Here is a 19,754-nt window from a genome sequence, read left to right as displayed (position 1 = left end):
GTGCGGAATATCACCTGGTCTGAAGGCGCAAATGCAGATTTGCGCTCGATTTTCATGTTCATAGCGGACGACAATCCGATGGCTGCCGACAATGTGGCGCGCCGTATCATCAGTGCGGCGGAGCGCCTTACTAAGATTTCCACCGGCCGACCGGGCAGACAGGCAGGCACATACGAAAAACTCGTTCCGCGCCTGCCCTATGTTCTGGTTTACGAAATCAACGAGAGCACCGTCTCCATCCTGCGCGTCATCCACACCGCCCGCGACTGGCCTTAGCTCGCCACAAACGTCAGCTCGCCCGCGCTTTCGAGCGCCAGTTCGAACGTCACCTCGCCCGCATGGTCCCCGGCAAACTCCAGCGCCACAATCTGAAACGGCCCTTCGACCGTCCCGAAATCGGGCAAGATCAACTGCCAGTCCCGGATCGCCCCGGCGAAAAACAGTGACCGGATCTCCGCATCCGACGTCTTATCCTTGAAGATCCCCGCCCCGGCTACCGACGCCCGCTTGATCCCGCCACCGGCGAGCAGCTCCCGCCACCGCCCGGCACTCTCGGCATCGGTCGTATCGACGCTCGCCGCGTTGAACGCCAGCGACCGCGTGCGTAATCCCGCGACCGTCAGAAAACTCCCCGCCCCCGTCTGGTCGAGCTTTAACAGCATGTCCTTGCCACTCTGGGCTGTCATGATCGCATCTCCTATTCGGCCGGTTCGGAATGAAATCGCAAATGCACCGCCGCCCGTGCCCGGCCCGTCGCCAGGTCGATCGCGGTCTCCGTCCGCGCATGGCGCCGCAGCGTTATGATGTTTTCGGACGGCGCCAGCGGTCCCGCCACGGCGACCCGCTCGATCCGGTGCGCAATCTCGAGCGCTCCCCGCCGCGCGGGATGCGGCACCCAGCAATGCACCACGATCCGATGCACGAGCCCCGGCGTCTCGTCCCCGTCGCGCGGTACCGCGTCGTGCCTGAAGATCGCCGCATAAGGCGGCGTCTTGTCCCGGGGCGGGCTGTCGAACACCGCGTCGCCCACGAGCAGCGTCAGCGGCGCGTCCGCCTTCCACGCGGCCACGAGCGCGGCCTGGATATCGTTGAGCGCGCTCATCCCACCATCGCCGTTTCGTTGCAGAGGCAGGCGAGATACGCTTTGCGCCCGTTGATATCCTCGGTCGAAACCACATCGAGCCGCCGCCCGCGATAGACGATCCTGTCGCCCGGCTTGAGATCGGAGCGATACCGCACCACCACCACGTGCGAGGACGCCGCCGCGCGGCCGTCGCTGATCGCCGCGAACCGCGCCGAGCGGCTCGTCACCCGTGCCCAGACGCTGTTCAGAGGCACATAGATCGCCTCATGCCCGCCGCCCGCATCCACCGCCGTTTGCCGCGATTGCAGTTGCACCCGGTCGCGCAGCGTTCCGACCGGGGGGATCGCGGCCCTCACAACCGCACCCGCTTGTAGTTCGCGACCAACCGGTCGAACCCGGCGGGCACCATCGATCCGGCGCCCGCCACCAGCACCGCGTCGCGATGCTCATACCAGTACGCAACAAGCGTCAGCAGCGCCTGGATGAGGTCGCCGGGCACATCCGCAGGTTCTGTCCCGAACCCTGCGACGTAGTCGATCTCGATCCCCATCCGCTCGCGCAAGACCGGAGCGCCCTCGATATTGGCGGGCAGGATCAGCCGCGCCGGCACCGCCTGCCCGTCGGGCAGAAACTGTGCCGTATCGATCACCGTCGCATTGCCCTCGGCATCAAACGCCCGCACCTCGCTCAGCGCGATCAGCGGCGAGACCGGCAGCGCGATCACCCGATTCTCGGGCCAGCAATCGCGCACGACCCGCCAGCTCTGCGCCATCAGCGCGCGCCCCGTCGTGCTCTCGAGGTGGATCCGTGCCGCGGTAATCAGCGCCTCGATCAGCCCGTCTTCGGCAGCATCGTCGACGCGCAGGAATGCCTTCGCCCGGACGAGCGAAACCGGCTCCTCCGCCGGCCCGGCGAGAAGATAGGAAGTCATCTTTGTTCTCTTTGATTGGTTGGAGAAGAGAGGCACAGGTTACGCTGCGCCCAATTCCCCTCCCCCTTGCGGGGAGGGGTCAGGGGTGGGGGTAATCCGGCCCTCAGCTCGCGCCGAACTTCAGCAATTTGATCGCGTCATAGTCCGCAATCCCGCCGCCCACGCGCTTGGTCGTATAAAAGAGCACGTACGGCTTGGCGCTATAGGGATCGCGCAACACATTCACGCCCTGCCGGTCGACGATCAGATACCCGCGCCGGAAGTCCCCGAACGCAATCGGCGTCGTGTCCGACCCGATATCGGGCATATCCTCGGCCTCCACCAACGGGAACCCCATCAGCGAAGCCCGGCCATTCGCCTGCGCCGCCGGCTGCCAGAGGTAATTGCCGTCCGCGTCCTTGAGCTTGCGCACCGCCGCCTGCGTCGCGCGGTTCATCAGCCAGGTCGCGTTCTGGCGATACCCGGCCTTGAGCGCATAAACGAGGTCGATCAGCACGTCGGAAGCGTCGACCGGATCGACGCCGCCGGGGAACCCGCCATCGACCCCCGTCGCGACATACCCCAGATTGTCCCAGCTCCAGCTGTCCTCGGCCACAATCGTCGCATCGAGGAACCCCGTAGGCTTATTGACCCCATCGCCAGCGACGAACGCGCCCGTTTCCTGCTCGGCGAACGCCGCGTTCACCTCCTCGGCGATCCAGCGCCCGACATCGACCGCCGCATCGTCGAGGAAATTCTGCGTCGCCGCCGGCATCGCGTAGAGCTCCATGGTCGGAAAGCTCAACTCATCGATGGTCTGCGAGGTGGTCTGCGCCCGCGCGCCGGTCTCCCCGACCCAGCCCACCTGCGGCCCGGATACGGTAATCGGCTTCTTGTAGACCGACGACGACACCTGCCGCACGCCGCAGATCGCCCGCATGGGCGACACTTCGGTCAGAAGCCGGGAAATCTCGGTCTCCGTCTCGGCTGGGACCAGATATCCACCATCGGGGTTCGAGCCCACCGAGAGCGCCTTTTCCTCACCGCGCTTGATATAGGCCGAAAAGGCGTCCTTGTATTCGTCGCCTCCATGGGCCCTCCCGCCTTCGAGTGCCGGACGCGCCCGGTCCACCGCGGCCTTGTCGAGCGCCGCCTTCTGCCCGTCGAGCAACGCGTTGAGCCGATCGAGCTTATCCTCGAAAAGCGCGTCGGCGCCCCCGCGCTTCTCGATTTCGGCGAGCCGCGCGTCATTGGTCGATTTGAACTCCTCGAACGCCGACATGAACTCGGCAAAAAGCGCGTTCACATCGCCGCCAGCAGGCGTTGCCGCCGCCTTGTTTTCAAGGCGCGGTTCATCGGTCTTGATCATCGATCGTCCTTTTCAGTTTTTGAAGATTTTCGCCGCCGCGCCCAGCGTTGCGGCCAGTTGCGCGGTCTCCGCGCTTAAGGGCGCGGCAGAAATCCGCGCCTGGTCCATCATCGGAAACGTGACGATGGAGATCTCCCACAGATCCACGGCCCAAAGCCGCCGCGTCCCCGTCCGCCCGTCGCGGCTCGCGCGCACCGCGCGGAACCCGATGGACAACCCGTCAATCGCGCCCCTGGCGATCAGCGCCCGCAAGCTTTGCGCGCGCGGCACGCCGTCGATGAGCCGCCCGGAAACCTTCAACCCCCGCGCGTCCTCGACAATTTCGTCCCATAACCCGATGGGCTCCTTGGGATCGTGCTGAAACAAAAGCCTTACGCGGCCCGGCGTCCTCGCCTTCAGCGAAGCCGCGAATGCGCCGGGCATCACCACATCGCCGCCCTGGTCGGGCACCGAAAAGATCGAGGCGTAGCCGGAAAACCGCCCGTCGGCGTCGATTGCGACACTCATGCGCGCCCGTCCGGCTTGGCGCTTGGTGCCGCCTTCACCCCGGGCTTTTTGAGCGTGCCCGCGATATTCCAGGCAAACTGCCGGAACACCTCAGCAGCCTCGCGCGCCTGCCCCGTCCCCTTGCGACCGGTCGACTTCTTCCCCATCAGTCCTTGCTCCTGAAAAGCCTGTTGAGATGCGCGATTTCGACGACAAAGGTGTTGAACCGCCGATTGGCCGCCGAAAGCTCGCGCAAAACGAAAACGAGCGCCGCACTCGCGCCGCTCGCCCACAAAAACAGCGCTAGATGCGCCAGATCGCCCCTCTCGAGGACGGCTTTGGTGATCTCGTCCATGGTGGTGTTCCTCAATTGGCCATTGCCAGGTGCGACCATGCCATCTCGGCGCACCGGCGACATGGCACGGGGTGGCGCGAGAGTTGCGCCATCTGCGCCACCCTCGGCGCAAGGTACGTCCTGTGTCTCACCCCCACCCTTAATCCCTCCCCACAAGGGGGAGGGAGACCGCCCTGTGCCGACGGCTAAACAGTATTTTGCGGCGAGTGCTGACTGGTCCCCCTCCCCCTTGGGGGGGGAGGGGTTAGGGGTGGGGGTATTCGGCATCAGCCGAAGTCAGCGATCCCGCCCGAACCCCAGCAATTCCCGCTTCTCATCGTCACTGAGAAACCCCGCGTCTCCAACCCGCTGCCATTCGGCCGCCCGCTCGGCGGCCAGTTCCTCGATACCGTCGAAATCGGGCACCAGTTCCGCCCCCTCGAACGCCGGTGCCAGCCAGGCTGAGAGCTCCGCCGTCACCCGCCGCACCAGTGGGATGACTGTTTGCCGCCACAGCGCCCGGCTCGCCTCGGCGTAATTGGCGTAGGTATTGTCCCGCGGGATCCCCAGGAGCATCGGGGGCACCCCGAACGCCAGCGCGATTTCCCGCGCCGCGGCATTCTTGGCTTCGAGGAAATCCATATCCCGCGGCGAGAGCGCAATCGACTTCCAATCGAGCCCGCCTTCGAGCACCATCGGCCGCCCGGCATTGACCGCCCCGGCGAAGCCCTCTTCGAGCTCGGCCTTGAGGCGCTGATACTGGTCCTCCGTCAAATTCCCCGCCGCAGCGCTATAAACCAGTGCGCCCGACGGCCGCGCCGCGTTCTCCAAAAGCGCCTTGTTCCACCGCGAGGCCGCATTGTGCGTCTCAAGGCTCGCCTGCGCCGCCTCGACCGGCGCGAAACCGTAGTGATCGTCGAGCGGATGAAAGAGCGAAAGGTGCAGCACGCGCGGGATCGGCTTTGTGTCGAGCATCAGCTTCATCGTCCGCCCGTTGGCGGTATAGCTGAACCCCACCGGCCACCCATCGCCCCCGGCGACCACCGCCATCCGATCCGGCCTCAGCCCGTAAAGCCCCTTGACCGCGCCATCGACCAGCGCCGCATCGAGATAGGCATTCCCGGAAGTCTGCAGATAGCTATAAACGCTCTCTAGAAGCGCCGCCCCGGTCTGCCGCCGATTGGGCCGCGCGATCAGATCGAGCACCGGATGATCGGTCAGAACCCGCGCCCCGTCCTTCACCTCCAACGGCACCCGCGCCGCGCTCTCGGCCACCAGCCGCACGCAGCGATAGACCACCGGATTTTTCGCGAACCCTTCATTGGCCAGCGCCACGAACCCTTTCCGGGTCACCGGGCCCGTCCCGAGCGGGCTCAGCGCAAAAAGGCTCTGGCTCCCCGCCATCTTGGTTTCAGACGGCGTGCGCGATCGCCCGCCCAAAAGGCGGCTCCACCAGTGCGGCATCGGGTCCTCGTTTGTTTGGAAAGCGTTGCGGGGCAGCGACCGCCTGGCCGCATCATCCCCACCGTACCTGCATCATACCCCGGCGCCGTGACGCGGGGATAAGTTTGTCGGACAGAAACGAAAAACCCCGCCGGCGGCGGGGTTTGGTTGTGAGCACTTCGACCTTATCAGGCCGCGTTCGGGAACTTCATATCGAAGCGCAACGGGTGCCCAAGGGCACGAAACGCATCTTCGAGGCTGTCCAGCCGCGAATTGTGTTCGAGCCGGAAAAGTCGGTCCACATGCTCGCGCTTGCAATCGAGTGCCCGCATCAGGTCCGCACGCGTCCACCCTTTTTCCCGCATGATCATATAGAGCGCCGATTTCAGCAGCACCAATGCGGACATTTCCACGAACCAGCCGCGACCGGTCGTCTTGTCGAGCGGCGCGGGAATATCCTCCCCATGCGCAATCCGGCGGGCAATGGCTTCCTCAATCGCATTGCGCGCGTTCCGGCACGCATCTTCCTGCGCTTCCCCAAAGCTGACCACTTCGGGGAATGCGGGCGCCGTCACCAACCAGGTTCCGTTGTCGTCGGGCTCGAGGACAACTTCATACCACATACTCTGTCCCTTCACTTGAGGCCCAAATCCTTCTTGATCTTGTTGACCAAGCCGGTGCCAAGCTCTTTGCTCCCTCCGTGCATGGGCAATTGCGAGGTCTTTCCATCGCGATACACGGTGAGATGGCCACTCCGCCCCGATGAGTCTCGAAGCGGCAGCCCTGCTTGGCAAGCCATCGTTTGAATTCGCTGGCATTTATGAATGTACGCTATTCCACACTTCTGTTGAAGTCAACATAAGTGTGGAGCCACTGAAGTGCAGCTGCATCAGTCCGATATCAACAAATGCTCAATCGGCAGATCCTTGAGACGTTCACGGGCATTTTCGCTGACCTGCCAAACGCCGGGATTCTCCTCAACCGCCCGGCCATGCCAATATTTGGCCTCCTGCATACGACCCATCGCCTCGTAGCACTCTGCGATCCGCATCGCCAAATAGCCGGCATCGAGCGACGGATCTCCGTCCGCCATGAAGACATAGAGTTCGAGCGCGTCCTGGAAACGTCCCATTTCCTTAAGCTTTGCGGCGGAACGTTCGAAGATGTTGAAGTCGTAGGCCATGAAAATTCGCCTGCGTTTGGGGGCGTTTACCGCAAATTGATATGATAGTTAACGCCGTTATAGTGAAGATTGATATGTGGGACCTGACCACGAAGATACTGCCCCGGAAGCAAATTAAAGCGCAGAATCATACCCGTATTAAGTCAGGATCACCCCACGTCTCGTTAAACATAGTTGTCGCCCTTTTCAGCGCCCCCCTAAAACCGCACCTTTGGCACACTCCCCCGCAGCAGCAATTCCCCCACCGCCCACACCAGCGCATCCACCCGGTCCGGCGAATGTCCCTCCGCCATGCCATCGGGCCCGAACGCGCACATCTCGTCCTCGAGCGCATCCAGCGCCCCGCAATGGACCACCCGCCCCTGCGCATAAAGCGCCGCGACCGGTTCGGCCCGCACCCATTTGCCGCGATTGGCACGCACCGGCGTGACCGGCACCAGCGGATCGACCTGCGCCAGCACCGCCTTCACCAGATCCCCGCCCTGGTTCACCTCGGCGATGATCGCGTCGGCCTCGAACTCGTAGAACGCCTTGATCGCCACCCGCGCCCAGCCGACAGGCGTGAGCTTGGCCGCCGTCCGGTCCGCAAGGACGAACGCCATGTCGTCCCGCCGTCCCGCGACCACGATCCCGCACGCATCCGATTTCGCGCTGCCGGTCACCGGCGGATCGACGGCAACGATCACGCGCTCGCATTCGGGATCGGCGTCAGTCCGCCGCCGGTCGAAATCCGCGCGGCTCCAAAGCGCTCCCTCGATCTCCTCGATAAGTTCGCCTTCGAGTTCCTGCCGCCCAAGCGCCGTCTGGCGATAGCGCGCGACGACCGCGGCGAGGAAATTCGGCGCCAGATTGTCCTTGTTGGCATCGGTCGGCATGCGTGCGCTCACCGTTCCCGGGTCCGCGATCAACCGCTTGATCAGCCGCGTGGATTTTGGCGTCGTGGTCACGATCTGGCGCGGGTGCGGTCCCAGCCGGAGCCCGAATTGGAGCATGTCCCATGTCGCTTCCGCCTTGGGCCATTTTGCCGTCTCGTCGCACCAGGCCGCCGCGAACTGCGGTCCACGGAACCGCTCGGGGTCATTGGCCGGCAGGAGAAACGCCTTGGCGCCATTGGGCCAGACGACCCTGTCGCGGCCCGCATCGAAACGGGGCCGATCCTCGCGCGGGTGAACCTGCAAGAGCCCCGATACGCCCTCGACCATGATGGCCCGCGCCTCTGTCATGGTTTCGCCGACCAGCGCGATGGGTGAAATCGGTTCCTCGCCGGTCGCGAGCATCCTGATCCATTCGGCCCCGGCGCGGGTCTTTCCCGACCCGCGCCCGCCGATCAGGAGCCAGGTCGTCCAGTCTCCGTCAGGCGGCAACTGCTCGTCGCGCGCCCATACATGCCAGTAGTACATGAAGGCCCTGAGCTCTTCGGGCGTCATCGTCGCGACGCGGGCCAGCAACCTCAGTTTTTGAGCCTTGGTAAGCGGCTTCACCTATTCGGTCTCAAGCGCCTGAATGCGGTTCACCAGCCGCTCGCGGATCGCCTCGAGCTCCGGATCGGGTTTCTGCTCTTGCCTGGCCCGCTTGCCGCTCTCTGTCACGTCCATCGCGATCAGCCGGTCGATGGTCTTGGTCATGGTTTCCAGCGTCCGGATTTCGGTCGCGCTCATGCTGCCTGCCTTTCGCATTGTCTCTTCGAGCGCCGCCACCTGGATATCGATCAGCCGGATCATGCGCCGGATAATATCGAGCCCCACGGGCCGGTTCGCGCCGGGGCGGCGCTTGGGCCAGCACGCTTTGGCGCGGTAGTAGTCGATCTGGTTCTTGGTGATGCCGTGACGCGCGGCGATTTCCTCGACGTCGATCACGCCCGCCACATAGTCGCGCCGCACCGCGTCCCAGTCGGGCCCGGAGAGTTCAGTCATCGGTTCTGCTCGAAAAAGATGCGTTTCACACTGGGTGCGAGCTGCGCCATCGGACGCACCGCTCTCACCGTGCCATAAGACTAACCGAACCGGGTGACGGGGGGATAAGTTCAGGAGGAGTGTCCGGCGCGCGCCCGGAAACCGGGCCCTGCGCGCGTTCGACACCTTGACCGGCGCGCCGCGTTGGGCTTTCCCTTCCTCGCCAGTTCCAAAAATGCCCGATCGGACGCCATGCGCGACACAATCAAAGCCTTCCTCGCCTCCCGCCGCTGGGAGCAATTCATCGTCACTGTCATCGTCGTCAACGCGATCACGCTGGGGCTGGAGACCGTTCCGGAAGTCATGGCGCGCTTCGGGAACGTTCTCGTGGCGCTCGACACGCTGATTTTGGGCATCTTCGTGGTCGAGATCGCGACCCGGCTTTACGCTCACCGCCTGCGCTTTTTCCTCGACCCCTGGTCGGTCTTCGATTTTGTCATTGTCGCCATCGCGCTGATTCCCTCGACCGGGGCGTTTTCGGTCCTGCGCGCGCTGCGCATTTTGCGCGTGCTGCGCCTTATTTCCGTCGTGCCGTCGCTGCGCAAGGTCATCGGCGGGCTCATCGCGGCGCTGCCGGGCCTCGCGTCGATCATCGTCCTTCTGGCGCTCGTCTTTTATGTCTTCGCCGTCATCGCCACCAAGCTCTACGGCCCCACCTTCCCCGAATGGTTCGGCTCGATCGGCGCATCGCTTTATTCGCTCTTCCAGATCATGACGCTCGAGAGCTGGTCGATGGGCATCGTCCGCCCGGTCATGGAAGTGCACCCATACGCCTGGGTCTTCTTCGTCCCGTTCATCGTGTGCACCGCCTTCGCGGTCCTCAATCTCTTCATCGGTGTCATCGTCTCGGCGATGCAGGAAGAGCACGAGTCCGCCGCCGACGACTCGCGCGCCAAAATGCTCTCGGAGACCGCCATCCTGCTGGAAGAAGTGAGGGCCCTGCGCTCCGAGGTGGCCGAACTCAGGGGCGAGCGCCGCGCGGGCTAGCCCGCCGATCAACCGGACCAAACGCCATGCAAGACGACTACATCCGCCGCATCCTGGGTTCCTCGGTCTACGATGCCGCCATCGAGACCCCGCTCGAAAAGATGGGCCCGCTTTCGGACAAGCTCGGGCGCGCGGTCTATCTCAAGCGCGAGGACCTCCAGCCGGTCTTCTCGTTCAAGCTCCGCGGCGCCTACAACAAGCTCGCCAGCCTTTCGGCGGACGAACGCGCCCGCGGCGTCATCTGCGCTTCGGCGGGCAATCACGCGCAGGGCGTCGCCTATTCGGCGACCCGCATGGGCGTGCGGTCCGTCATCGTCATGCCCACGACGACGCCCTCGATCAAAGTCGAGGCGGTCAAGCGTCTGGGCGGCGAGGCCGTCATCCATGGCGACGCCTTCGACGACGCAAGGCTCCACGCGCTCAAGCTCTGCGAAGACGAGAACCTCGTCTTCGTCCATCCCTATGACGACCCCGACGTCATCGCCGGTCAGGCGACCATCGGCGTTGAAATCCTCCGCCAGCACCCGTCCGGCATCGCGGCCGTCTACGTTCCCATCGGAGGTGGCGGATTGGCCGCAGGCGTTGCCGCGTTCACCAAATTCCTGCGCCCGGAGATCAAGGTCATTGGCGTCGAGCCCAACGACGCCGCCTCGATGAAGGCAGCGATCGCCGCGGGGCGCCCTGTCCCACTAAACGAAGTCGGCATCTTCGCAGACGGCGTAGCGGTCAAGCAGGCCGGCGAGGAGACCTTCAAGCTCTGCCAGCAGCATCTCGACGATATCGTGACGGTATCGACCGACGAGATCTGCGCCGCGATCAAGGACATCTTCGACCACACCCGCGCCATTGCCGAGCCCGCAGGCGCCGTCTCGCTGGCGGGCTTGCGCAAGCACGCGGGCACACTCACGGGGCCCGGCGCGGCCATCGCCATCCATTCAGGCGCCAACATCAATTTCGACCGGCTCCGCCACGTCGCCGAACGCGCCGAGATCGGCGAGCGCGCCGAGGCGATCCTCGCCGTCACAATTCCCGAAAGACCCGGCGCCTACCGTGCCTTCATCCAGTTGATGGGCCCGCGTGCCATTACCGAATTCAACTACCGCTTCGCGCCCGGCACCAACGCGCAGATCTTCGTGGGCGTCAAGCTCTCGGGCGGCGATGCGGAAGTGCGCACGATCATTACCGAACTTGAAGCGCACGGGCACCGGGTGCTCGATCTCACCGACAACGAGCTCGCCAAGCTTCATATTCGCTACATGGTCGGCGGCCGCGTCGGGGGCCTCGAAAACGAACTTCTCTACCGCTTCGAATTTCCCGAACGCCCCGGCGCGCTCTTGCGGTTTCTGGAGGGCCTGCGCTCGGACTGGAACATCTCGCTCTTCCACTACCGCAACCACGGGTCGGACTACGGCCGGGTCCTCGCGGGCATCCAGGTGCCGCCACGCGAACGCGCGATGTTCGAGGCCTATCTCGACGAACTCGGCTATCCCCATTGGGACGAGAGCGATAATCCGGCCTACCGGATGTTTCTCGCCGCCAGCGATTAGCCGTTGTTGAGGTGGATGATGTTTCCGTCCGGATCCTTGAACCAGACCATTCGGAAATCTCCCGCCTTATGAATGCCGTTCTCGAACGTGACGCCGTCGAAATCGTACTGCTCGAAGCTCACGCCCTTGGCGCGCAGGTCTTCGACGATGGCTTCGATATCGTCGCCGCAATCGAACACGACCGCATTGGCCTTGTTGGTGCCGGCGAATTCCGAGCCGTAAACGCAAATGCGCGTATCGCCGGTCCTATAGACCATGACGCCCCCCGTTCCCTCCTCGATCAAATCGAGCCCGAGGGTTTGCGAATAAAACTCCCGTGCCCGGTCGACGTCACGCGTCGCAAGCATCGCCGATGATGTTTTGGTCTTCAGCCCACCCATGGCGGCCTCCTCTAGTGGTCGGTACCCACCAAGGACGCGCAGCGCGCCGCCATTCCGACACGCGAGGCGATTTTTTTCCTTCCGTCTCGGCACAGGTATTGCCCTGCCCGGATCGAGCATGCCGATACGCTTCAGGCAAGCGTCAGAGAGACGCTCAGCTATTGTGCAATAGAATGATATTGCCGTCCGGGTCCTTGAACCAGGCCAGCAACATTCCGTCCCAGCTATGCACGCCGTCTTCGAACGATGCCCCTTCGATGTCGTATTTTTCGAACGTCACGCCATTGGCACGCAGGTCGTCGACGACAGCCTGGATATCCCCGCCGCAGGCGAAAGACACCGCGTTGGCCTTGTTGGTGCCGGCGAACTCGGAAGGATACAATTCCAGCTTCGTCAGGCCGGTCTTGTAGATCACGACGTCGCCCATCTCCCGGCTCTCCGCTTCGAGCCCCAGGGTTCCTCCGTAGAACTTTTTCGCCCGCTCGATGTCGCTAACCGCAAGCATCGCCGAGGAATTCTTGCCTTTTAACCCGCTCATGGTCGTCCTCCTTTATCTTTACTTCAAAAGAGCGACTTCGCGGCAGACGTTTCAGGCAAAGAGCAAACCTATCCTACCAGCCGCAGGCCTCCCGCACGGGTTGGAGAGCCTGTTCAATCCCCTCGATCTGAAAACTCACGGTCACCGAGCGCTCCCCCTGGGGTTGCGCGCGTACGATCAGCCGATTGGTAACGAGCAGCCGGTCGATAAATCCGCGCGCGTCGTCCTCAGAAAAGAACCCCAGCGCCATCCGGTCCGCCGAGAGGTCGAGCGATTGCGAGCGCGGTGGCTGGCGGTCGAACTGTATTGTAATCAATCCCGAGCGCGATGTCTCGGTGCCCATGAACTGTCCGGCAAAGCTGAACTGCACCACCGGCTGCCCGTCCTGGCACAGTACTGTCAACCGCGCCGGCGCGCGGCCACGGGGCTGGGCGGGGATCAACTGCTCGGATTCAAGGGACGCGAAGGGCCGCTCGGTTCCCTCGATCTGGGAGACCTCGATGCCGGACGCCCACAACCCCATGTCGGGCGTTTCCTGTCCGGCTTCGCCGCCGGTAAACCGGCTGGTGCGGAAAATCGAATCGTAGCAGTCCAGCCGCTCGCTCGCCGGCCCGATGGCCGCGCATTGCTCGGGCGTGAACTGTTGAGCGGCAACAGGCGCGGTGTGGAAAATCGCTATCATCGCCGTTGCTGCAGCCAAGATTGCCCGACGCATGCGCGTCTCCCCTATCGTTGTCCTTAAGGGCCAATTTGGGGCGCCCGATCCCTCAAGTCCATAGCGGGTCACACGAAAGTGGCCTTGGCACGAGCGGGCGGCGGCCCTACATGTCACCTTCGACGCCAATCCAAAGGAGCTCCTCCATGAGCGCAGCCGACGCTTTCGAACTGATCCGCGAAGAACAGATCGACGAGGTCAACGCGCTTGCGCGGTACTACCGGCACAAAAAGACCGGCGCCGAACTGATCTCGCTCATCAACGACGACGAGAACAAGGTCTTCGGCATCGCGTTTGCCACGCCGCCGGAGGACTCCACGGGCATTGCGCATATCCTCGAGCACTCGGTCCTGTGCGGCTCGGAACAGTTCCCGGTCAAAAAGCCGTTCGTGGAAATGCTCAAGGGCTCGCTGCACACCTTCCTCAACGCCATGACCTTCCCCGACAAGACGGTCTATCCGGTGGCGAGCCAGAACCTGGCCGATTTCCGCAACCTCACCGAGGTTTATCTCGACGCGGTCCTGTTCCCGCTCCTCAGCCGCGAGACGTTCGAGCAGGAAGGCTGGCATTACGAACTCGAGAACCCCGATGCGCCGCTTATCTACAAGGGTGTCGTCTTCAACGAAATGAAGGGCGGCTATTCCTCGCCCGACCAGGTCCAGCGCACCTATGCACAGAATGCGCTTTTCCCCGACAACACCTATGGCTTGTCCTCGGGCGGAGACCCCAAGGTGATGCCCGAGTTGACCTACGAGCAGTTCGCCGCCTTCCACAAGCGCTACTACCACCCCTCCAACGCCCAGATCATCTTTTATGGCGACGACGATCCGGACGCGCGGCTCGAAATTCTCGAGAAGTACCTCTCGCGCTTCGAAAAGGCCGAGCGCGCGCCGATCGTGCCCGTCCAACCCAAGTTCGACGCCCCCCGCTACGAAGTCCGCACCTATCCGGCGGACGAGGAAAACAAGCGTTCGGCCTTCGTCACGCTCAACTGGCTGATCGAAGAGACCGACGACCACACAGAAGCGCTGCGGCGCTCCGTGCTGGCCCATGCGCTGCTCGGCAATTCCGCCGCGCCGCTCTACAAGGCGCTGACGGAGTCCGGGCTGGGCGAGAGCGTCATCGGCGGGCTCAACGGGCATTATCGCGAGCCGTGGTTCAATGCCGGCCTGCGCAACGCGGATGCGGAGAGCGCGGACAAGATCGAGACGCTTATCCTCGACACTCTCGCCTCGCTCGCCGAGCACGGGATCGACAAGGCGACCGTCGAATCCACCGTCAACACCATCGAGTTCTCGCTGCGCGAAAAGAACACCGGGGGATACCCCCGCGGCATCATGTATTTCTTCGCTGCGCTGGGCGACTGGCTTTACGGCAAGGACCCGCTCGAAGCGCTCAAATACGAGGATGCGCTGGCGACGCTCAAAGCCGAACTCGCCGCCGGCAAGCCTGTTCTCGAAGAGCGCATCCGCTCGCTCCTGCTCGACAATTCCCACCGCGTAACCCTCGTCCTCAAGGCGGACAAGGAGCAAGCCGAGCGGGAGGAAGCCGCGGAGCGCGCGAAGCTCGACGCGGTCCGCGCGGGGCTGAGCGAAGAGGATGTCGCCGGCGTTATCGCGACCACGCAAAAGCTCAAGGCGCTCCAGAACGCACCCGACAAGCCCGAAAATCTGGCGAAAATCCCCACGCTCGAGCTCAAGGATCTCGAACGCGAGATCAAGACGGTGCCGACCGAGGAGTTGGCACTATCGAAGGTCCGTACGCTCTACCATGACCTGCCCACCAACGGCATCGTCTATTTCGACCTCGGATTCGACCTCAAGACCCTGCCGCGCGAGCTCATTCCCTACCTCCCGATCTTCTCGCGCGCCCTCACCCAGACGGGCACGAGCAAGGAGGACTACGTCGCGCTGTCCCAGCGCATCGGGCGGTCGACCGGCGGCATCGGCGCGCAGCGCTTCGCGTCGTCGCTGGTTGACGGCGAAGGATCGGCGGCGATGCTGATCGTGCGCGGCAAGGCCATGGCGGACAAGACCGACGACCTGCTTGCCATCGCCCGCGACATCCTCACCGACGCGAAGCTCGACAACCGTGACCGCATCCGGCAGCTCGTCGCGCAAGACAAGGCACGGCACGAAGCGGGGCTCGTGCCCTCGGGCCATATGGTCGCCTTCTCACGGCTGCGAGCCTCGATGACCGAGGCGGACTGGCTCTCGGAACAGTGCGGCGGCGTTTTGCAACTCTTCTTCCTGCGCGAGCTGGCCGCGAAGATCGAGGACGATTGGGAGAGCGTGAGCGAGGCGCTCGCCTCGATCCGCGACCACCTCGTCAACGCCACCACGGCCGTCGCAAACGTCACCGCTGACGCCGAGAGCTGGACGCAATTCCGGCCGCGGCTCGAAGCGTTCCTTGGGGACCTGCCGACGCGCCCCGCCGTTCTGGCCGACTGGGGTTCGCTGCCGGCGCCGAAAAACGAAGGCCTGACGATCCCCGCGCAGGTCAATTACGTCGCCAAGGGCGTCAGCCTCAAAAAGCTCGGCTACGAGCCCTCGGGCGCGCTTTCGGTGGTCACGAAATATCTCGGGACCACCTACCTTTGGGACAAAATCCGCGTCGAAGGCGGCGCCTATGGCGGGTTCGCCCGCTTCGACCCGAGCGCCGGGATCTACGCCTTCGGCTCGTATCGCGACCCGAACCTCACCGCGACGCTCGACGTCTATGACGGGGTGCCGGACAAGCTGCGGGAGGACATCTCGGATACCGATCTCACCCGTTCGATCATCGGCACGATCGGCGATCTCGATGGCTACCAGCTCCCCGACGCGAAAGGCTTCACCGCGCTCGTCCGGACCCTCACCGGCGCGACCGACGCCTACCGGCAGGCGCGGCGCGACCAAGTGCTTGCGACCAGCAAGGCGGATTTCAAAGAGGCCGCCGACCTCATCGCCGAGGTCGCCCGCAACGGCCATGTCGTCGCCCTGGGGTCCGAAAGCGCGATCAACAAGGCCAATGCCGAGCGCAACGGCTTTCTCGAAGTGACCAGGGTGCTTTAGGCGTCCCTGGCCATTTCGGCCAGCATGGCGACGGTTTTGATGTTACACGCCGTCCCGGCTTTCGCGGCCTTCTCCCGGCATCGCAACTTCGCTGGAGCAGCGCACCGGCGCAGGGCTTTGTGAAGCAACGGCAATGTCTTGTGCTTGTGACGATGGCGCAGTAGGCAATTGGGAGATTGGCTGTCGCACAAAAGGTCCCGCCATGCTCGAAGCCTACCAGTCCGTCGCCGGACACCTGCAGCCTCACGAAGGCATCCCGAGCGACTTCTCCACAACCGTCTGGGTCGATCTTCACGCGCCCAGCCGGGAGGAAGAGGTTGCCGTTGAAAACGGCTTGGGGCTTTCGGTGCCGACCCGGGCGGACATGGAAGAAATCGAGGTCTCGTCGCGGCTTTACGCCGAGGACGGCAATTATTTCATGACGGCGATCCTGCCGGCCAAATCGGACGACGAGTCGCCGGAACTGGCGCCCGTTACCTTCGTGCTTGCCGGACAGCACCTGATTACGGTGCGCTATCACGACCCGCAGCCGTTCAAGACCTTCTCGGCGCGCGCCCAGCGTGCGGATATGGGCTGCACGGACGCCGAGACGGTGCTGGTGGGGCTTCTTGAGACCGTGGTCGACCGGCTCGCGGACATCCTCGAGCGCGGCGGCACGGATATCGACGCCCTCTCGCGGGAAATTTTCGAAAGCTCCGAGCGCAAACGCAAAGCCAAGCCGAATTTCAACGCTGTCCTCAAGGCGCTCGGACGCAAGGGCGACATCAACTCGAAAATCCGCGACAGCCTCGTCACGCTCGAGCGCCTCTCGGGATATCTCGGCCATGTCGCCATGACGCGCGGTTCGGGCAAGGACATTCGCGACCGGATCAAGACGCTCGGGCGCGACGTGCGCTCGCTGTCCGATCACGCGAACTTCCTGTTCCAGAAGATCACCTTTCTGCTCGATGCGACGCTGGGGATGATCAACATCGAGCAGAACGGGATCATCAAGATCTTCTCGGTCGCCGCGGTCATCTTCCTGCCCCCGACGCTCATCGCCTCGATCTACGGCATGAACTTCGATTTCATGCCCGAACTCGACTGGCTCTTCGGCTACCCCTTCGCGATCGGGCTGATGGCAGCGTCGGCGGGAGGGACCTTCCTTTATTTCAAGCGCCGCGGCTGGCTTTGATATCGCGGTAATGCGGGTTGTTCATCAGCCCCAGGATATTGCCGAACGGGTCGATCACCGCAGCGCCGACGAAGCCCTGGCCGAAATCGCGCGGCGGGTGGTGGGGGACCGCGCCCATTTCGACAAGCCGGGCGATGGTGCCGGCGACGTTCTCGACATGCCAGTAGACGATCGCGCCTTTCGGCGCCCCGCCGGTTTCCTGATTGCCGCCCAGGTCCGGGAGGTACCTGGCGTCCAGAATACCGAATTCGGTCTCGTCGTCGCCGAGGCGGAATTCGATATAGGCCGGGGTGTCGAAATAGGGTTCGATGCCGAAAACATCGGTGTACCACGCCTTGGCAGCAGCGAGGTCGGCGGCCTGGAAGCCGGTGGTGCAGACGCCGCGCAGGTCGGCGGCGATGGTTGCGTGTGCGTTCATGGTTCATCTCCTTGAATGGCCGAGACGGTCCCTCCGTCTCTTCGCAACAAGGTTCGGACATCGGCGCGCCAGTTTTTGTCAGCAAGGGAACACACCCCTTGCCGCACGCAAACGGATGTGGCACAAACTCCTTGCGGGTTGCAATGGGTTTGGAGGGTACCATGCGCAAGCTGATCGTTTGGAATGTCATGTCGCTCGACGGATATTTCGAAGGCACCGAGCCCTGGTCGCTGGACTTCCACACGACCGTCTGGGGGCAGGACCTTGAAGAGTTTTCGCTCAAACAGGGCAACGAGATCGGCACGCTCTTGTTCGGGCGCCGGACCTATGACGGCATGGCCGCTTATTGGACGCAGGAGACCGGCGCGATCGCGGACATGATGAACGCGGTCGAAAAAGCCGTCGTTTCCCGGACGCTCGAGGCGGCGAACTGGACCAATACCCGCCTCCTCAAGGGCGACCTCGCCGCCATCGTTGGCGACCTCAAGGCCGAAGATAAAAAGGACATCTTCGTCTTCGGCAGCGCCGAACTGGTCAACCAGCTTCTTGATCTCGGTCTTGTCGACGAGTACCGGATCTGCATCGCGCCGATCCTGCTGGGCAAGGGGACGCCGCTTTTTTCGGCCGGCATGACACCCCTGAAGCTTCTCGAGGCCAGGCCCGTCGATACGGGCGGCATCCTGGCGCGCTACGCCGCTGAGCCTCGGACGGCGCAAGCAGGCTGAGCGCCGACGCGCTCGCAAAGGCATACGGATTCGTCCGGCGGCCTTGAAGCCCCGGTTTCAAACAGCATGGACGGTATGCGGCGAGACGCGCCTCATACTGAAATAAAATAGCGAAGCGAGCCTCGCCGCATACGCCCGGGGTTTTCGGCTTATGGCGGCGTCCCGGGCTGGGGTTTGTTGGTCTTTAGTGGGTCGGTTGGTCGAACCTAAAAAGTGGAAACCACTTTTTCTGCCAACCTCCCAAGCCCCCAAATGACCGGTGCCCCTCTCCCTTTCGGAAGTGCGACGGGGATATCAGTCCCCGTCCGGCCTCTGTCCGCTTTGGGCCTTCCCCGCAGCGACCCGCGAGGAACCCGGACCGGTCCCGCCCAAACGTTCGTTGCGCTCGCGCCCATCAGAAGCGGGTCCGTGAGAAGCAATATAAGTGAGGATTGAGGGACGGAGATAAGTTTCGGTGAGTCTCGGATGCGTTCGAGGCGTATGCGGGGCGGACGAGGCGGCTGGTGCCGTTCGTGTGGTGAAGGGGCCTATCCGCGCAGATAGGTATCGAAGAACCGGACGACGCTCGGCATGATTGGCGCCGTATCCACTCCCCGAAAGCAGTGCTCGGCGCCTTCGATCAGTTCGAGTTCAGCCGGCACACCGGCAGCCTTCAGCGCTTCGAAGAATTGCACCCCCTGCCCCGACGGCACCAAGCGATCCATGGTTCCATGCTGGATAAGGCAAGGAACTGCCCTTGCGTTGACCCAAGTGATCGGGGAGGCCCGCCGCGCGAGATCGTGATTTTGCGACAGGGCGCCGCCGATCAGACGGCCCGCCGCCGAATCCGCGGGCTCATGGACAGCCCGCGCATCCGGCAACGCCTGGGCATCGAGGCTGAGAAAATCAATGACGCCATACCAATTGACCACCGCCTTCACCGCGCTGGACGGTCCGGTTATGCCGACCTCCCCTTCGAATTCGGAAGGCGTTTCGAGCCCGAGCATCACCGCCAGATGACCGCCGGCGCTCTCCCCCAGCGCCCCGATCCGCTCGGGATCGATGTTGAACACGCCGGCATGGTGCCGCAGATAGCGCACCGCGGCTTTGCAATCGTGCAGCTGCGTGGGGAATGTCCCTTCCGCCGATAGCCGATAGGCGGGACGCGCCACGGCATAGCCGGCGGCGAGCAGGTTGGCGGCGATCTTCATATTCTCAAGATTGTCGTTGGTCACGTTCGGATGCCCGGCCATCCAGCCGCCGCCGTGAATCTGAACCACAAGCGGATGCGGCCCCGGCCCTGCAGGGGCCATCACCGTCATCGTCAGCGGACGCACACCGATCGGCTGCGCGAAATAAAGCTCGCGCCACACCCTGCTGCCCTCAGGCCGCGTTTCGAAGCGATCGAGGCAAACATCAAGTTCGGAGAGCATCTGCTCGTGCATGTTTTGGGTGGACACTGAAGGCTCCTTGGTGG

At 63.6% G+C, this 19,754-nt stretch carries 24 protein-coding genes; 6 read left to right on the top strand and 18 right to left on the bottom strand.

Annotation, left to right across the window (positions count from 1 at the left end; translation table 11 throughout):
* A complete protein-coding gene (locus LSG43_RS06250; protein ID WP_369412447.1) occupies positions 1-276 on the top strand; it encodes a type II toxin-antitoxin system RelE/ParE family toxin in 276 nt (91 codons plus the stop codon).
* Here the strand turns inward: LSG43_RS06250 and LSG43_RS06245 are convergent.
* The 13 genes from LSG43_RS06245 to LSG43_RS06185 form a co-directional block, all read right to left on the bottom strand.
* A complete protein-coding gene (locus LSG43_RS06245) occupies positions 273-686 on the bottom strand; it encodes a phage major tail protein, TP901-1 family (protein ID WP_231802116.1) in 414 nt (137 codons plus the stop codon). The two genes, LSG43_RS06250 and LSG43_RS06245, sit on opposite strands and share 4 nt — an antisense overlap.
* 11 nt (positions 687-697) lie before the next feature.
* Positions 698-1,102, bottom strand: a complete 405-nt coding sequence (locus tag LSG43_RS06240; RefSeq protein WP_231802114.1) for a DUF3168 domain-containing protein — start codon at positions 1,100-1,102, stop codon at positions 698-700.
* On the bottom strand, positions 1,099-1,440 hold the full coding sequence (locus tag LSG43_RS06235; protein WP_231802112.1) for a phage head closure protein: 342 nt from the start codon (positions 1,438-1,440) through the stop codon (positions 1,099-1,101). Before LSG43_RS06235 ends, LSG43_RS06240 begins: the two co-directional genes overlap by 4 nt.
* Positions 1,437-2,015, bottom strand: coding sequence for a head-tail connector protein (locus tag LSG43_RS06230; protein WP_231802110.1), 579 nt, complete (start codon positions 2,013-2,015; stop codon positions 1,437-1,439). Before LSG43_RS06230 ends, LSG43_RS06235 begins: the two co-directional genes overlap by 4 nt.
* A 103-nt stretch (positions 2,016-2,118) precedes the next feature.
* Entirely contained in the window at positions 2,119-3,363 is a 1,245-nt protein-coding gene (locus LSG43_RS06225) for a phage major capsid protein (protein ID WP_231802108.1), read from the bottom strand.
* A gap of 12 nt (positions 3,364-3,375) precedes the next feature.
* Positions 3,376-3,870 carry an HK97 family phage prohead protease gene (locus tag LSG43_RS06220; RefSeq protein WP_231802106.1) on the bottom strand — a complete coding sequence of 165 codons (495 nt, stop codon included), beginning with the start codon at positions 3,868-3,870 and terminating at the stop codon, positions 3,376-3,378.
* Complete coding sequence (locus tag LSG43_RS06215) at positions 3,867-4,016, bottom strand: hypothetical protein (RefSeq protein ID WP_231802104.1); 150 nt, start codon at positions 4,014-4,016, stop codon at positions 3,867-3,869. The genes LSG43_RS06220 and LSG43_RS06215 overlap by 4 nt, the downstream gene beginning before the upstream one ends.
* A complete protein-coding gene (locus LSG43_RS06210; protein WP_231802102.1) occupies positions 4,016-4,204 on the bottom strand; it encodes a hypothetical protein in 189 nt (62 codons plus the stop codon). The genes LSG43_RS06215 and LSG43_RS06210 overlap by 1 nt, the downstream gene beginning before the upstream one ends.
* 276 nt (positions 4,205-4,480) lie before the next feature.
* Complete coding sequence (locus LSG43_RS06205) at positions 4,481-5,647, bottom strand: phage portal protein (protein WP_231802100.1); 1,167 nt, start codon at positions 5,645-5,647, stop codon at positions 4,481-4,483.
* A 167-nt stretch (positions 5,648-5,814) separates the two neighbouring features.
* On the bottom strand, positions 5,815-6,249 hold the full coding sequence (locus LSG43_RS06200) for a type II toxin-antitoxin system HicB family antitoxin (RefSeq protein ID WP_231802098.1): 435 nt from the start codon (positions 6,247-6,249) through the stop codon (positions 5,815-5,817).
* A gap of 266 nt (positions 6,250-6,515) precedes the next feature.
* Entirely contained in the window at positions 6,516-6,809 is a 294-nt protein-coding gene (locus tag LSG43_RS06195; RefSeq protein WP_231802096.1) for a tetratricopeptide repeat protein, read from the bottom strand.
* Positions 6,810-7,006: 197 nt separating this feature from the next.
* On the bottom strand, positions 7,007-8,236 hold the full coding sequence (locus LSG43_RS06190; RefSeq protein ID WP_439652013.1) for a DNA-packaging protein: 1,230 nt from the start codon (positions 8,234-8,236) through the stop codon (positions 7,007-7,009).
* Positions 8,237-8,290: 54 nt separating this feature from the next.
* Positions 8,291-8,722: a hypothetical protein gene (locus LSG43_RS06185; RefSeq protein WP_231802094.1), complete on the bottom strand. Its 432-nt coding sequence runs from the start codon at positions 8,720-8,722 to the stop codon at positions 8,291-8,293.
* A gap of 231 nt (positions 8,723-8,953) precedes the next feature.
* Here LSG43_RS06185 and LSG43_RS06180 point away from each other — a divergent pair, with 231 nt between their 5' ends.
* The gene (locus LSG43_RS06180; protein WP_231802092.1) at positions 8,954-9,748 is read left to right on the top strand and encodes an ion transporter; all 795 of its coding nucleotides are present in this window, start codon (positions 8,954-8,956) and stop codon (positions 9,746-9,748) included.
* A 26-nt stretch (positions 9,749-9,774) separates the two neighbouring features.
* The gene (ilvA, locus tag LSG43_RS06175) at positions 9,775-11,295 is read left to right on the top strand and encodes a threonine ammonia-lyase, biosynthetic (RefSeq protein ID WP_231802090.1); all 1,521 of its coding nucleotides are present in this window, start codon (positions 9,775-9,777) and stop codon (positions 11,293-11,295) included.
* On the opposite strand, the gene LSG43_RS06170 is transcribed toward ilvA, so the two are convergent.
* The 3 genes from LSG43_RS06170 to LSG43_RS06160 all read right to left on the bottom strand — a co-directional run bounded on the left by LSG43_RS06170 (position 11,292) and on the right by LSG43_RS06160 (position 12,928).
* A complete protein-coding gene (locus tag LSG43_RS06170) occupies positions 11,292-11,675 on the bottom strand; it encodes a VOC family protein (protein WP_231802088.1) in 384 nt (127 codons plus the stop codon). The two genes, ilvA and LSG43_RS06170, sit on opposite strands and share 4 nt — an antisense overlap.
* A 154-nt stretch (positions 11,676-11,829) precedes the next feature.
* A complete protein-coding gene (locus tag LSG43_RS06165) occupies positions 11,830-12,213 on the bottom strand; it encodes a VOC family protein (RefSeq protein WP_231802086.1) in 384 nt (127 codons plus the stop codon).
* Between the two features lie 73 nt (positions 12,214-12,286).
* Positions 12,287-12,928, bottom strand: coding sequence for a type VI secretion system-associated protein TagO (locus LSG43_RS06160; protein WP_231802084.1), 642 nt, complete (start codon positions 12,926-12,928; stop codon positions 12,287-12,289).
* 146 nt (positions 12,929-13,074) lie between these two features.
* Here LSG43_RS06160 and LSG43_RS06155 point away from each other — a divergent pair, with 146 nt between their 5' ends.
* The gene (locus LSG43_RS06155) at positions 13,075-15,981 is read left to right on the top strand and encodes an insulinase family protein (protein ID WP_231802082.1); all 2,907 of its coding nucleotides are present in this window, start codon (positions 13,075-13,077) and stop codon (positions 15,979-15,981) included.
* 202 nt (positions 15,982-16,183) lie between these two features.
* Complete coding sequence (locus LSG43_RS06150; protein ID WP_231802080.1) at positions 16,184-17,155, top strand: magnesium transporter CorA family protein; 972 nt, start codon at positions 16,184-16,186, stop codon at positions 17,153-17,155.
* Here LSG43_RS06150 and LSG43_RS06145 read toward each other — a convergent pair.
* Positions 17,133-17,573, bottom strand: a complete 441-nt coding sequence (locus LSG43_RS06145; protein WP_231802078.1) for a VOC family protein — start codon at positions 17,571-17,573, stop codon at positions 17,133-17,135. The genes LSG43_RS06150 and LSG43_RS06145 overlap by 23 nt on opposite strands.
* 161 nt (positions 17,574-17,734) lie before the next feature.
* Between LSG43_RS06145 and LSG43_RS06140 the strand changes: the two genes are divergently transcribed.
* Positions 17,735-18,298, top strand: a complete 564-nt coding sequence (locus tag LSG43_RS06140; RefSeq protein WP_231802077.1) for a dihydrofolate reductase family protein — start codon at positions 17,735-17,737, stop codon at positions 18,296-18,298.
* Positions 18,299-18,825: 527 nt separating this feature from the next.
* Here LSG43_RS06140 and LSG43_RS06135 read toward each other — a convergent pair.
* Positions 18,826-19,737: an alpha/beta hydrolase fold domain-containing protein gene (locus LSG43_RS06135; RefSeq protein ID WP_231802075.1), complete on the bottom strand. Its 912-nt coding sequence runs from the start codon at positions 19,735-19,737 to the stop codon at positions 18,826-18,828.
* Between the last annotated feature and the right edge of the window lie 17 nt (positions 19,738-19,754).

Source organism: Pelagibacterium xiamenense, assembly GCF_021166475.1.
GTDB classification, from domain to species: domain Bacteria; phylum Pseudomonadota; class Alphaproteobacteria; order Rhizobiales; family Devosiaceae; genus Pelagibacterium; species Pelagibacterium xiamenense.
This window is presented reverse-complemented; position numbering and strand designations above follow the sequence as displayed.

Coding starts and splice junctions, on each gene's coding strand:
- LSG43_RS06245 (WP_231802116.1), bottom strand. CDS start 686: ATGACAGCCCAGAGTGGCAAGGACATGCTGTTAAAGCTCGACCAGACG.
- LSG43_RS06240 (WP_231802114.1), bottom strand. CDS start 1,102: ATGAGCGCGCTCAACGATATCCAGGCCGCGCTCGTGGCCGCGTGGAAG.
- LSG43_RS06230 (WP_231802110.1), bottom strand. CDS start 2,015: ATGACTTCCTATCTTCTCGCCGGGCCGGCGGAGGAGCCGGTTTCGCTC.
- LSG43_RS06225 (WP_231802108.1), bottom strand. CDS start 3,363: ATGATCAAGACCGATGAACCGCGCCTTGAAAACAAGGCGGCGGCAACG.
- LSG43_RS06220 (WP_231802106.1), bottom strand. CDS start 3,870: ATGAGTGTCGCAATCGACGCCGACGGGCGGTTTTCCGGCTACGCCTCG.
- LSG43_RS06215 (WP_231802104.1), bottom strand. CDS start 4,016: ATGGGGAAGAAGTCGACCGGTCGCAAGGGGACGGGGCAGGCGCGCGAG.
- LSG43_RS06210 (WP_231802102.1), bottom strand. CDS start 4,204: ATGGACGAGATCACCAAAGCCGTCCTCGAGAGGGGCGATCTGGCGCAT.
- LSG43_RS06205 (WP_231802100.1), bottom strand. CDS start 5,647: ATGCCGCACTGGTGGAGCCGCCTTTTGGGCGGGCGATCGCGCACGCCG.
- LSG43_RS06200 (WP_231802098.1), bottom strand. CDS start 6,249: ATGTGGTATGAAGTTGTCCTCGAGCCCGACGACAACGGAACCTGGTTG.
- LSG43_RS06195 (WP_231802096.1), bottom strand. CDS start 6,809: ATGGCCTACGACTTCAACATCTTCGAACGTTCCGCCGCAAAGCTTAAG.
- LSG43_RS06190 (WP_439652013.1), bottom strand. CDS start 8,236: ATGACGCCCGAAGAGCTCAGGGCCTTCATGTACTACTGGCATGTATGG.
- LSG43_RS06185 (WP_231802094.1), bottom strand. CDS start 8,722: ATGACTGAACTCTCCGGGCCCGACTGGGACGCGGTGCGGCGCGACTAT.
- LSG43_RS06180 (WP_231802092.1), top strand. CDS start 8,954: ATGCGCGACACAATCAAAGCCTTCCTCGCCTCCCGCCGCTGGGAGCAA.
- ilvA (WP_231802090.1), top strand. CDS start 9,775: ATGCAAGACGACTACATCCGCCGCATCCTGGGTTCCTCGGTCTACGAT.
- LSG43_RS06170 (WP_231802088.1), bottom strand. CDS start 11,675: ATGGGTGGGCTGAAGACCAAAACATCATCGGCGATGCTTGCGACGCGT.
- LSG43_RS06165 (WP_231802086.1), bottom strand. CDS start 12,213: ATGAGCGGGTTAAAAGGCAAGAATTCCTCGGCGATGCTTGCGGTTAGC.
- LSG43_RS06160 (WP_231802084.1), bottom strand. CDS start 12,928: ATGCGTCGGGCAATCTTGGCTGCAGCAACGGCGATGATAGCGATTTTC.
- LSG43_RS06155 (WP_231802082.1), top strand. CDS start 13,075: ATGAGCGCAGCCGACGCTTTCGAACTGATCCGCGAAGAACAGATCGAC.
- LSG43_RS06150 (WP_231802080.1), top strand. CDS start 16,184: ATGCTCGAAGCCTACCAGTCCGTCGCCGGACACCTGCAGCCTCACGAA.
- LSG43_RS06145 (WP_231802078.1), bottom strand. CDS start 17,573: ATGAACGCACACGCAACCATCGCCGCCGACCTGCGCGGCGTCTGCACC.
- LSG43_RS06140 (WP_231802077.1), top strand. CDS start 17,735: ATGCGCAAGCTGATCGTTTGGAATGTCATGTCGCTCGACGGATATTTC.